Genomic DNA, 12,186 nt, shown 5'->3' with positions numbered 1-12,186 from the left:
GAAGCGCGCCATAGGTCACGAGACCCGTCGACGACCTCCGGGGGACGGGCCATACACCACACCCGCAGACCCCACACCAAGGGGACAAGGGGGGCGATAGGCGGCAGAGTGCGGATGGCTGGGAGCGTGGGCGGGTATCCACGCGGGGTTGGCCACCCTCAAGTGAAGGATTCCCCCTGTGGTCGTGGAGCATCGTTATGTCGTGCTCGGCGCAGGTCCTGCGGGACTGCAGCTGGCGTATTTCCTGGGCCGGCGCGGAGCCGACTACCTGGTGGTGGAGCGCGAGGAGGCCCCGGGTTCGTTCTTCTCCCGCTACCCCCGCCATCGCAGGCTGATCTCCCTCAACAAAGTGCATGTGGACAGCGAGGATCCGGAGATCCGGCTCCGCTGGGACTGGAATTCGCTGCTCAACGACGACCCCGACCTGCTGTTCCCGGAATACAGCCGGGAATACTTCCCCTCTCCCGACGATCTCCGCCGCTACCTCGCCGATTTCCAGGTGAAGCACGGGCTGAACGTCGCGTTCGGCATGGACGTGGTGAAGGTCCGCCGCGTGGACTCCGGCTACGAGCTGACGACACGCCAAGGCGCCACGGTCCGGTGCGCCGTGCTGGTGGTGGCGGCGGGGTGGGGCGGGCCGCACGTTCCGGACGTGCCCGGGATCGAACACGCCACGGGTTACGAGCACATGGACGTACGGCATGAGCCGTACGCCGGCAAGCGCGTGCTCGTCGTCGGCAAGGGCAACTCGGCGTTCGAGACCGCGGCGGCGCTGCTGGGGCACGCGTCGATGGTGCACTTGGCGAGTCCCCGCCCGATCCGGCTGGCGTGGAACACCAAGCATCCGGGCGACGTGCGCGGGATGTACGGCGCTTTCCTCGACAGCTACCAGTTCAAGACGCTGCATTCGCTGCTCGACTGCGAGATCAGGCGGATCGCGAAGGACGACGACCGCTTCCTTGTGGACATCGTCTACACACACGCCGACGGCGAGACGGCGACGCTGGAATACGACGCGGTGTTGCGCTGCACGGGGTTCACCATGGACACCGGGCTGTTCGAGGAGAAACCGGAGACGGTCCGCGCCGGCCGCCTTCCCGCGGTGACGCCCGCCTGGGAGTCGGCGAATCTCCCCGACCTGTTCTTCGCGGGGACGCTGATGCAGGCGCGTGATTTCAAGCGGGCGTCGTCGGCGTTCATCGACGGGTTCCGCTACAACCTCCGCACGCTGGACAGGCTGCTGGCGGAGCGCTACGACGGTGTGCCTTTGCCGTACACCGTCGTGGAAGCCGATCCCGACGTGCTCACGGGCGCGATCCTGGACCGGGTGAATTGGAGTTCGGCGCTCTGGACGCAGTTCGAGTATCTGTGCGACGCGCTGGTCTTCGAGGGGGACCGGGTGGCCCATTACGAGGATCTGCCGGAGGACTATGCCGTGGAACGTTTCAATCACGCGGACACGCTGGTGACGGTGACGCTGCGCTGGGGGCGGGAGGACTATCCCGACGTGTTCGCCGTGGAGCGCCACCCGGTGCCCGAGCGGGCGGCCGAGAGCGCGTTCATCCACCCGGTGGTGCGCCTCCACCACCGGGGGCGGCAGGTCGGTGAGCTGCACCTGCTGGAGGACCTCCTCGCGCAGTGGCGGCGCGAGGACCGGCATGTGGCCCCGCTCCGGGCGTTCCTGAAGGAGGTCGTGGCGGGCACGCCGCCGAGCTGAACCGGGTGAGGGAGGCGGCTATTCGGCCGTCGCCTGGATGAGGTCGTCGACGACGTCGGCGAGGTGTCCGCGGCGCGCGTGGGCAAGGCGCTGGCGGGTGGCTCCGGTGCCGCGGCGGAGGATGGCGGCGACACCGTCGCGGACGGCGGCGAGGTCGCCGGCGGCCTCAAGGGCGGGGCGGATGCGGTCGAGCAGCCGCTGGGCCAGCGTGCGGGCGGGGAGGAGGGCGCCGCTCAGAGGGTCGAGCGCGTGGCCGGAGAGGCCGTCGCGGGCGGCGCGCCAGTAGGCGGCGCGCAGGATCTCGGCGGCGACAGGTGGGCCGAGGTCGCCGCGGTCGATGTCGTGAAGCGCGGTGACGACCATGGCACGTATGACACCCGCGAGGGTGATGCTGTCGCCGGCGTGGGCGGGCACGTCGGCGACGCGGACCTCGACGGTGGGCAGATGGGGCGAGGGCCGCACATCCCAGAAGACGGTGGCGGGGTCGACGAGCGCGCCCGAGGCGGTGAGGACGTCGAGGGCGCGCTCGTGGTCGGCCATGGAGGCGAAGTACGGCGGGGGCCCGGCGACGGGCCACCTTCCCCAGGTGATGGTGCGCCACGAGGAGTAGCCGGTGTCGCGTCCGGAGAAGAAGGGCGAGTTCGCGCTGAGCGCGAGCAGTGTGGGCAGCCACGGGCGCAGGTGGTTGCCCACGTAGACGCCCTGTTCGGGGGTGTCCACGTCGATGTGGGCGTGGAGCGCGCAGATGCTGATCTCGTCGTGGAGGGCGCCGTAGACGGCCATGCCGTGGGCGTAGCGCTTGCCCTCGCTGATGGGGGGAGGCACGACGTCGCCGAGGACGGGCAGGCCGCTGGCGACCACCGCGAGGCCGAGGGACCGGGCGGCCGTGGTGATCTCCTTGCGAGCGGCGCGCAGCCGGGTGTCGAGTTCGGTGAGGTGCGCGGTGGGCGGGGTGCGGATCTCGACCTGGAGGCGGGTGAACTCCGGGGCGGCCCCAGCGCCGAGGGTGCCGGCGACCGCGGCGAGCAGGTCGGGCGCGTGAGGAACGGCGTGCCTGGTCTCGGGGTGGACGACCAGGTGTTCCTCTTCGATGCCGATCACGGGGCGGGCCGTTCGCATGGTGCCACCCTAGGGGCGGCCCCGCAGGGGGACCGGGGGTTTTCGCCGGGAGAGATCCGGGAGAGATACCGCAAGCCTGTCCCCCGCGACCCCGGAGGGGGCTACGGTGTTAGGCCAAAGATGTGATCTTTGGTGCGCACCTGGACATTTTGGGGACCTTCTGGCACCTGACGCGCGCCCCACGACACGTCTTCGACCACCACGGGGACCCGGGGGCGACCGCAGTGCCTTCGGCGACCGAACATCTGCGACGGGCGGACGTCCTGGGTGCCCGTCCGATTTCCAAGGGGGTACACACATGCGGTGGACGGCAGCCGACATTCCCGATCAGACTGGAAAAACGGCCATTGTCACGGGAGCCAGCAGCGGACTCGGCATGATCACCGCAGGAGAACTCGCGCGGCGGGGTGCGTCGGTCGTGCTGGCCTGCCGGGACGTGGCCAAGGGCAACGAGGCCGCGGCGCGGATGCGGGCGGCGGCGCCGGACTCGCGCATCAAGGTGCTCCGGCTGAACCTCGCCGACCTGCACTCCGTGCGCGAATTCGCCGACACGATGCACGAGCGGTGCACGGGCGGGGTGGACCTGCTCGTGAACAACGCCGGGATCATGGCGGTGCCGTACCGCACGACCAGCGACGGGTTCGAGCTGCAGTTCGGCACCAACCACCTCGGGCACTTCGCCTTGACCGGGCTGGTCATGCCGCTGCTGCTGCAGACTTCCGCGCCCCGGGTGGTGACGGTGAGCAGCGGGACGCACCGCGCGGCACGGATCGACTTCAAGAACCTGAACGCCGAAGGCCGCTACGGCAAATACAGCGCTTACGCGCAGTCCAAGCTGGCCAACCTGCTGTTCGCCCTGGAGCTGGACCGCAGGGCGGAGGGGACGTCGCTGGTGAGCGTGGCGGCGCACCCCGGGTACGCCGCGACCAACCTGCAGGTCGCGGGGCCCCGGATGGACGGCAACAAGGTGCGCGAACTGGCCTCCAAGCTCAGCAACTTCGTCGTGGCGCAGAGCAAGGAGCGCGGCGCGCTCCCGCTGCTGCACGCCGCGACCAAGGAAGGGCTGCGCGGCGGAAGCTACGTCGGCCCCGACGGGATGTTCGAACAGCGCGGCTATCCCACGCTGGTCGAACCGGCTCCCTCCGCGCGCGACGCTAAGACCGCGCGGCGGCTGTGGGAGGTGTCGGAGGATCTGACCGGTGTGCGCTACGAGTTCTGAACGCCGGCGAGGACCTCGGGCGTCTCCAGGGATTCCTTGACGGCGCGCAGGAACTCCGCGGCGTCCCTGCCGTTGATCAAGCGGTGGTCGTAGGCCAGGCCGAGGTTCGCGACCCGCCTGGCCACCACATCCCCGTCGGCGGTGAAGACCGGTTCGCGCGCCGGTGAGGCGAGGGCGAGCGCGCAGGAGGTGCCGGGCAGGATCAGCGGGATCGCGAGGGCGACCTCGGCGTCGTGGTGGAGCGCGAGCGTGAAGTTCGCCCCCGCGAGATCGGAATCGCGGAACTCGCCGTTCAACGCCGAGATGCGGAACTCCATGAGCGTGGTCGCGACGTCCTTGAGCGGGCGGCGCGCGGCGTCGCGGACCACCGGCATGTACATCCCCTCGCCGGCGTCCACGGTCACCCCGATGTGCGGCGCGTCCGGGAGCTCCAGGGTGTCGTTCCCGGCGAGCCTCGCGAACATCAGCGGGAACCGCTCGTGCAGCCGGGCCGCGGCGCGCAGGCAGAGCTCCGGCAGGCCGATCGGCCTGCGGACCTCCCGCGTGAGGCGGGAGGCGAGATCGAGCGCCGCCTCCACATCCGCCCGCACGACGCTGTACGCCGCGGGGATGGTGCTGTGGGAGAGCTGTACGGCACGGCCCACGCCGCGTTGCACCTTCGAAAGGGGTCGCCGCTCCCCCGCGGCGGCGGGGACGGCCTCCGAGGACGCCGCGGAAGCGGGCGCGGGGGACGTCCGGGAGGCGGCGAGGTGCTCCACGTCGGAGCGGCGGATCACGGCCGCAGCGAGGGCGCGGACCTGGTCGAGGCCGATGCCGAGCTCGTCCATGAGCGCCTGGGCGGGCGCGGTGATGAGGGGACCGTCCGTGAGTGGCGTGAGGACGGGGCCGGGCGCGTCCCCCGCTCCCACCCCGGCGATGACCGCGCCGGGCGCGCACGAGGCCCCGGCTTTGACGAGGTGGCGCAGCACGCCGTCGCGGTCGCTCTCGATCTCCTCGGCCGCCTTGGAGGTCTCGATCACGGCGACCGGCTGGCCGGCCCTGACGTCGGCGCCGTCGGGGGCCAGCCACTCGACCAGCAGGTAGACGTCGTCGTTGCTGTTCAGCTTGGGTACCCGCAGTTCAGCCACCGAGCACCTCCAGAACGGCCCGGCAGATCGTGGACTCCTGCACGAGGACTTCTTTCTCCAGGTGGGGGGCGGCGGGGATGACGCTGTTGCGGGCGTGGACGATGGCCACGGGCCGGGTGAGCCTGCCCCAGAGGCGGGTGTGGAGGAGGTGGGCGACCTCGCTGCCCCATCCGGCGCCGCCGGGCCCGTCCTCGCAGACGACGACGGCCTTGGCGCGTTCGGCGTGCGGGAGCACGGGGTCGAGGTCGAGGGGGTAGAGCCGGGAAGGCACGAGGAGCAGGCAGGTGATCTCGCGTTCGAGGAGAAGTGTCCGCATCGCGGCGAGAGCGCGGTGGGCGAGGCCGCCCGGGGCGATGATCACGCAGTCGGCGCTCGTGGGGTCGTCGAGGTAGACGCGGGCGACGTCGCCGTCCATGTCCCAGGTGAAGAGGTCACCGGCGTCATACATCTGTCTGGTGTACAGGATCTTGTCCTCGAACAGGATGCAGGGCTCCTGCCGCGCGAACATCTCGCGGAGCACCGCCCGGTTGTCGTGGAAGGGGGTGACCTCGTAGAGGGACAGGCCGGGGATGCCGAGGAAATGCTTGTGCGGGCTCTGGCTGTGGGTGGGGCCGTAGCCGCGCCCGCCGCCGGAGGGGCAGCGGACGACCATGCGCAGCGGCAGCGGCCTGCCGTACATCGCCACGGACTTGCTGGCGAAGTTGAGGATCTGGTCGAAGGCCAGGGCGACGAAGTCGCCGAACATGATCTCGACGATGGCCTTGTCGCCGGTGAGGGCGAGGCCGGCGGCCACGCCGGCGATACCGCCTTCGCTGATCGGGGTGGTGAGCACCCGGCCGGGGAACTTGCTCGACAGGCCGCGTGTGATCTTGAAGGCTCCGCCGTACGGGTCGGCGACATCCTCGCCGAGGAGGTACACGTCACCCTCGTGTTCGAGCAGGTCGTGCAGGGCCGCGTTGAGATTGTCGGCTACGCGCACGGCGGCTCCCACCGGGACAGGGGCCTCGCGGCCACCTCATGGGCGATCAATGCGATGAGCTCACGCTGGGCCGCGTCCGAGGGCGCGAAGTGCTCGGGGTGCGCGGCGGCGTAGAGGTCGTACCAGTCGTTGGCCTTGACGCCGCGCAGGACGTGCGCGGGCCGGGTGTCGTCGCCCTTGCTGTGGGGTCCGACGCGGTGGGTGTGGAACTCGACGATCTGGGGGCGCTGCCGGCGGCGGACGAGGTCCACCACGGGGGCCAGGCCCGTCCGGAGCTCGTTGACGTCCACCGAGGTGAAGCTGTGGTGGCCCGCGCCGAACGCCTCGGCGCGCCCGCGTATGGTTCCCGCCATCTGCCGTTCCGTGGACGTCGACTGGGCGATGCCGTTGTTCTCGACGACGACGAGCAGCGGCAGCCGCCAGAGCACCGCGAGGTTGAGCGCTTCGTACACCGCGCCTTCGCCGAAGGTGCCGTCGCCGATGTAGACACAGGCGAGCGCTCCCGGTTCGACGCGTTTGAGGTGGAGCGCGACCCCCGCGGCGACCGGCATGCTCTCGCCCTGGACGCCCGTGGACAGGTAGCGGTCGCGGTGGAGATGCTGGCTGCCGCCGACCCCGGCGCAGATCGCCCCCTCACGCCCCATGATCTCGGCCAGCAGCCCGTGGGGGTCGCGGTGCCTGGCGAGGTAGTGGCCGTGCCCGCGGTGGTTGCTGAAGACGTAGTCGGCGGGGTCCAGCAGCGGGGACAGCGCGACCGGCACATACTCCTGCCCGAGGCAGGTGTGGGTGGTGCCGCTCAGTTCCCCCCGGTCGAACAGCTCCAGCAGCTTCAGCTCGAAGTGGCGGATCAGCAGCAGCGCGCTCAGGTCGTCGTCGCCCAGGCGGGTGAGCGCGCCGGGCGGCGCGAGGCCGCCCGGCTCGACCTCGTCGGTGAGAACCTCACCCACGGCCGGACCGCTCGATCTCGGCCACCATGCCCGCGACCGTGGGGTTGTCGAAGAAGACATCGAGCGACACCTCGACTTTGAGGCGCTTGCGCATGCGCGCGATGATCTGCGTCAGCGTGAGCGAATGGCCGCCGAGGTCGAACAGGTCGTCGTCGTCCTCGATCCCCTCGATGCCGAGGACCTCCTGCCAGATCGCCCTGATGTCGTCGGCGAGCACCGTGCCGCCCACGCCGCCCGTGCCGCCCGTGCCGCCCGTGCCGCCCGTGCCGCCGGCGCCGCCTGTGTCTTGGGCGGCTCCTCCCCTGCCGCCCACCGGCGCCCGCTGCTCGGCGGGCGCCTCGGCCGAGCCCGCGACGGGCAGGGCGGCCAGAGCGGAGTCGGGTGCGGCGGCCACGGCGGTGAGGACGGCGTGGATGTCGCCGACGATCCCGATCGCGGCCTGGCGGGTCAGCGTGCCGGCGCCGTACTGCAGGGCCGCGATGAACCCTTCGGGGCCCTCGACGACCTGCACGTGCAGGGTGCTGCGCACGGCATGGTTGAACACCGCCCACTCGACACGCGCCTCAAGGCCGATGAACTCCGGTACGGCCTTGCGCCTGCGGTAGCTGACCGACACCGGCGCCAGGGCGGCGCGCGGCCGGATGCCGGTGATGGCGCGGGCCACGGGGACCTCGCGGAAGAGGTAGGTGTCACGCAGTTCGGCACGCAGGCGCAGCGCCAGGTCGCGGAAGCCCGAGACGCTGCCCGGGGCGCTGGCGACGGGAAGCTCGTTGACGTAGAGGCCGATCTGGTCGCGGGTTTCCGCCGTGCGGGTGGACACGTCCACCCCGGTGACGACCCTCTCGTTGCCGTAGCGGTGGAGTACGGCGTGCAGTGCGGCCACGAACAGTTCGAAATGGGTGACGCCCATCCGGGCCGCCACGTCGAGCATGGACGCGTCGACGGTGAACGGCAGCACCTCGCCCGCCGCCGCGGCCCGGGACGAGCCGGTGAAGCCGGGCAGGGAGACCGGGCCGGGCTCGCGCCAGCGCCGCTCCCAGAAGGCCCGCGCCTCCGACAGCAGTCCGGCGACGCGGACGCGTTCGGCGGCGGCGTGGTCGGCGTAGGTCGAGGGCAGCCGGGGAAGCGGGGTGCCGTTGTAGAAGGCGGCGAGGTCGCGCAGGAAGATGTCCTTGGACTGCCCGTCGAAGACAAGGTGGTGGGCGACGACCACCAGAAGGTGCCGCTTCGGAGCGACCTTGAGCAGGGCGAAGCGGATCAGCGGCCCTCGGGCGAGGTCGAAGGGACGCAGCACCTCCTCCCGCACGAAAGACTCGATGTCGGCCGGGGCCACCGCCACCGCCGCGGGAGTCTCCGCGGCGGCCACCTCGACCAGCACCCCTTCGCGCTCCTCGACGGCGGTGGCGAGGACAGGGTGCCGTCTCACCACGACGCCGCACGCGTCCAGCAGGGCGCGTTCGTCGAGCTCTCCGTCGAAGGCCACCAGCAGCGGCATGTGATAGGCGGAGCCGGCCCCACCCGCTGCCTCGGTGATCCACATCCCGTACTGCGCGAACGAGACCTCGGCTCGCGCCCCCAGAGTCTGTGTCATGGTAGATCCGTTTCCGTGCGGTCGGACGCCATCGCGCACATGGCACGTAGCAGCCGTTTGTCGACCTTCCCCGCACTGTTCCTGGGAAGGGCCCGAATGGTGTGCACCCGGGTGGGAAGTTCGTGCTGTGCGAGCCGGTCGAGCAGGAAGGCCCGCAACGCCTCCGGAGCTATCGGTGTCCGCGAGACGACCGCCGCGGACACCGTGGTGCCGAGCACCGGGTGCGACGTGCCGAAGGCCGCCGCCTCCACGATGCCCGGGTGCTCGTAGAGCGCCTCCTCCACCCGCAGGGTGGAAACCTTGTACGCCCCGGACTTGATGACGTCACTGTCGCGGTCCACGAGGTACAGGTATCCCTCGTCGTCCACGTAGCCGAGATCCCCCATACGGATCCATCCCCCGTCGAACACACTGCGCGTGGCCTCAGGGTCCCCGTAGTAGGCACGCGTGGTGGCGGCTGACCTCAGCCATACCTCCCCAGTGGTGCCGATCGGCACCGAACACCCGTCCTCATCGGCGACGCGCACATTCCCCCCTGCCGAGGGCCTTCCCACCGAGCCGGGACGCTCGGGATCGAAGATCATGATGGTCTGTGCGGGCGCCGCCTCTGTCGAGGTGTAGTAGTTCGCGATGGTCGCCCTCGGCAGCGCGCGGGCCAGCCCGGCCGCGACGGCGGCGGGGAGCGGCGCGGCGGCCGAGCCGAGCAGCAGCAGGCTGGAGGTGTCGTGGCGCTCCAGCGCACCGCTCGCCAGGAGTTCGATCGCCATGGCGGGCACCACGAACACGGTGCCGGCGCGGTGTTCGGCGATGAGCCGGGCGAACCTCTCGGCGGTGAACCTCGGCTGCGCCACCACGGTCGGATGCGCGTCGAGGGCGTTGAACAGCATGACCTGGCCCGCGTTCGTCCCGATCGGGAACGCGTGGAGGAGGTGGCGCGAATGCGTGAACGCCCGCCTCCTGGCCGATGGAGCGCTGCCGTGGGTGAGGTTGGCGTGGGTGGCCACCACCCCTTTGGGCTTGCCCGTGGTGCCGGACGTGTAGAGGATCTGGGCTGGGTCGTCCGGTTCGACGGTCACCGGCAGCGCGCCGCGGTGTCCGGTGTCGAGGTCGGCCAGCGTGAGCGACCCATCGAGTCCGCTGCCGCAGATGGTGGCGGTCGCCCCCGCGTGGCGCACCGTCTCGCGGAGCGTGACCGGGGCGAGGCGGTCGGACAGCGGTACGGCTACCGCCCCGGCCTTGAGCACCGCGCAGTAGGCCACCGCGTAATCGATCCACTCGTGGTTTCCGAACACCAGGGCCACCCGGTCTCCCTGGGCCACCCCGTGTTCGAGGAGCCCGGCGGCGACGCCGGAGGAATACCCGTCCCACTCCTCCGCGCTCAGCGCGCCGACGCCGGGCACCACGAGCGCGATACGGCCGGGCTCGGCGGCGGCTCGCACGCTGAGCAGGTCTGTGACCGTACGCGACATCTTGCTCATCCTGACTCCCGCGCGAATCAGAATTGGAAAGCTTGTTTCCGGAAAGATTCTTAACAGTTGTCCGGCGGCGCCAGTGTGACACGCCGATCGGAGGGGGCGCAAGAGCCTTAGATGCTCATAAAAGACCCGAGTTGTACGGGGTATTGTGCGTCCGCTCGTGATCATGCGAGACTGACGCGCACCCAGGAATAGAAAAGATTCTTTCCAGAAAGAACCCTTCCAGTTGGGGGTGCTTCCCGAGCGTGAACGCTCTTTTCGACACGGCCGCACACACGCGCGGGGTCGCCCCCCGCAGGGCCAGTGACACACCGCTGTCGCCGGGACAGGAACGCCTGTGGTTCCTCAGCCGGCTCGATCCCCAGAGCGCGGCCTACAACATGTTCATCGCGCTGCGGCTGCGCGGGCCGTTCTCGCGGGGTTCGCCCAAGCGGAGGCACTGACCGGGATCGCCCTGCGGCACGAGGTGCTGCGCACCCGCTATACGGACGGATCCGAGTCGCCGCTGCCGCCGCTTCCCGTGCAATACGCCGACTACGCGGCCTGGCGCGCGGAGCGCGGGGAGCCCGATCCCGCCCCGTGGGTGGAGAGGCCGGCCGCCCCTCCCGTACTGGAGCTCCCCACGGACCGCCCTCGGCCGCGGGTGAAAAGCTCGGCGGGCGCGGTGGTGACGCGCCTTATCCCGCGCGAGGTGAGCGGCGGGCTGGCGGTCCGGGAACGTTCCCTGCTCGCGGAGTGGAGCCGCGCCGTGCCCGTGCAGCACGCGCACACTGTCCCGCTTCGACACCACCGTCCCCGACACCACCCCCGACGACCTCGTCGGCATCCGAACCCTGCTTGAGAAGAAAAGACGTGGGAGATCCCATCTCCCCCACACGAACAGGAACGACCTTGAACAGATCACTTCATGAACACGTGGCAGCGCTCGTCGCCCAGACGTCCGACGGCGCGGTCACCCCGGCGGAGGCCATGTCGGCCTCCGTGCCCCTCGCCGCGCTGGGCGTGACGTCGCTGGCGCAGATGCGCCTGATCGACGCCTTGGAACGCGAGTTCGGAGTGGAGGTGGACCTCGGCGGAGACGTGTCGTACCTCGACAGCGTCGCCGCACTCGCCGCGTTCGTGGAATCCCGCCGGTGACCGGGGCGGGCACCCGGGAGCGGACCCGATCGCCTTCCGCGGCGGCACCCCGGACACCGGCCCCCTCACCTGGGGGCAGCGGGCGATTCGGCGTCACGGCGTTCACCGCCCACGCGGGCCACCTGGTGTCGGCGGGGCCGGGCGGGGTGTTCTGGAGTCAGGGGTTCCGCGGTCCGTAGACCGCAGCCGCGGCGCCGGTGGCCATGGCCCAGTAGCGGTCGCCGTACGACCAGTGCCACCACTCGGTGGGGTAGTTGACGAGACCGACCTCCGTGAGGGCCGCCGCCAGCGTGTCGCGGTGGTGGCGGGCCTGCGGGGTGATGTTCGCCGCGGCGGTGTAGCACGCTCCCGCGCTCTGCTCGGGGTTGGCGTTGATCTCGGTGCCCATGTCGAGTTCGACGCCCTCGGCGTCGCAGAGCATGAGGTCGACGGCGGCTCCCGCCGTGTGCGGAGCCACCTCGATGGGCGACACGTAGCGGCTGGCCGCGGCCCAGATCTCATCCGCCGACATGTCGGGAAACGTACGGCGAAGCTCATCGGCGTATTCGTCGAAGTAGCGCCGCTGCAGCGCGGGCGGGCGATAGCCCTCGACGATCAGGAGGTGGTGGCCGGCCGGCAGCAGGCCCTCGGCGGCCTCAAGGCGGGCGAGAAGCCCCTCACGCAGGTGGGCGTATGCGCCTTCGGGGTCGGCGAGGCGCTTGGAGAGGCGCAATCTGCCGCGCGCGTCGCCCAGTGGCTCACCGCTCTCGTCCACGGGGATGGAGGTGACGCGGGGGTCTGAAATCAGGACGACCTCATGCATGAGCAGCAATTGTCCCACGGGCATGCGGCCGGGGAGCCGGTCAGGGGCTCCGGACGGCGCTTCATGCGGGGTC

Annotated in this window: 11 protein-coding genes; 4 read left to right on the top strand and 7 right to left on the bottom strand. The window is 70.8% G+C overall.

The window, feature by feature from the left end:
- The first annotated feature begins 178 nt into the window (after nt 1-178).
- Nucleotides 179-1,717, top strand: a complete 1,539-nt coding sequence (locus BLQ73_RS02260; RefSeq protein ID WP_093167729.1) for an NAD(P)-binding domain-containing protein — start codon at nt 179-181, stop codon at nt 1,715-1,717.
- Nucleotides 1,718-1,735: 18 nt separating this feature from the next.
- Here BLQ73_RS02260 and BLQ73_RS02255 read toward each other — a convergent pair whose 3' ends face one another.
- Nucleotides 1,736-2,836, bottom strand: a complete 1,101-nt coding sequence (locus tag BLQ73_RS02255; RefSeq protein WP_093167727.1) for a carboxylate-amine ligase — start codon at nt 2,834-2,836, stop codon at nt 1,736-1,738.
- A 298-nt stretch (nt 2,837-3,134) separates the two neighbouring features.
- Between BLQ73_RS02255 and BLQ73_RS02250 the strand changes: the two genes are divergently transcribed.
- Nucleotides 3,135-4,055, top strand: a complete 921-nt coding sequence (locus BLQ73_RS02250) for an oxidoreductase (RefSeq protein WP_093167725.1) — start codon at nt 3,135-3,137, stop codon at nt 4,053-4,055.
- Here BLQ73_RS02250 and BLQ73_RS02245 read toward each other — a convergent pair.
- The 5 genes from BLQ73_RS02245 to BLQ73_RS02225 are packed head-to-tail and all read right to left on the bottom strand — an operon-like array spanning nt 4,043 to nt 10,177.
- Nucleotides 4,043-5,182: a 2-oxo acid dehydrogenase subunit E2 gene (locus tag BLQ73_RS02245; protein ID WP_093167723.1), complete on the bottom strand. Its 1,140-nt coding sequence runs from the start codon at nt 5,180-5,182 to the stop codon at nt 4,043-4,045. The genes BLQ73_RS02250 and BLQ73_RS02245 overlap by 13 nt on opposite strands.
- A complete protein-coding gene (locus BLQ73_RS02240; protein ID WP_093168139.1) occupies nt 5,175-6,161 on the bottom strand; it encodes an alpha-ketoacid dehydrogenase subunit beta in 987 nt (328 codons plus the stop codon). The genes BLQ73_RS02245 and BLQ73_RS02240 overlap by 8 nt, the downstream gene beginning before the upstream one ends.
- Nucleotides 6,152-7,108, bottom strand: a complete 957-nt coding sequence (locus tag BLQ73_RS02235) for a thiamine pyrophosphate-dependent dehydrogenase E1 component subunit alpha (RefSeq protein ID WP_245690723.1) — start codon at nt 7,106-7,108, stop codon at nt 6,152-6,154. The genes BLQ73_RS02240 and BLQ73_RS02235 overlap by 10 nt, the downstream gene beginning before the upstream one ends.
- Complete coding sequence (locus BLQ73_RS02230) at nt 7,101-8,699, bottom strand: condensation domain-containing protein (RefSeq protein WP_093167719.1); 1,599 nt, start codon at nt 8,697-8,699, stop codon at nt 7,101-7,103. Before BLQ73_RS02230 ends, BLQ73_RS02235 begins: the two co-directional genes overlap by 8 nt.
- Nucleotides 8,696-10,177, bottom strand: a complete 1,482-nt coding sequence (locus BLQ73_RS02225; protein WP_093167717.1) for a class I adenylate-forming enzyme family protein — start codon at nt 10,175-10,177, stop codon at nt 8,696-8,698. The genes BLQ73_RS02230 and BLQ73_RS02225 overlap by 4 nt, the downstream gene beginning before the upstream one ends.
- 242 nt (nt 10,178-10,419) lie before the next feature.
- Here BLQ73_RS02225 and BLQ73_RS02220 point away from each other — a divergent pair, with 242 nt between their 5' ends.
- Together BLQ73_RS02220 and BLQ73_RS02215 are read left to right on the top strand one after the other, a co-directional pair.
- On the top strand, nt 10,420-10,617 hold the full coding sequence (locus tag BLQ73_RS02220; protein WP_093167715.1) for a hypothetical protein: 198 nt from the start codon (nt 10,420-10,422) through the stop codon (nt 10,615-10,617).
- A gap of 448 nt (nt 10,618-11,065) precedes the next feature.
- Nucleotides 11,066-11,311: an acyl carrier protein gene (locus BLQ73_RS02215; RefSeq protein WP_245690721.1), complete on the top strand. Its 246-nt coding sequence runs from the start codon at nt 11,066-11,068 to the stop codon at nt 11,309-11,311.
- 157 nt (nt 11,312-11,468) lie between these two features.
- On the opposite strand, the gene BLQ73_RS02210 is transcribed toward BLQ73_RS02215, so the two are convergent.
- Entirely contained in the window at nt 11,469-12,113 is a 645-nt protein-coding gene (locus tag BLQ73_RS02210; RefSeq protein WP_093168135.1) for a M15 family metallopeptidase, read from the bottom strand.
- Nucleotides 12,114-12,186 lie beyond the last annotated feature (73 nt).

The organism is Sinosporangium album (genome assembly GCF_900100605.1).
Lineage (GTDB): Bacteria > Actinomycetota > Actinomycetes > Streptosporangiales > Streptosporangiaceae > Sinosporangium > Sinosporangium album.
Note: the sequence above shows the minus strand (reverse complement) of the source record. Positions and strands in the feature narration are given on the sequence as shown.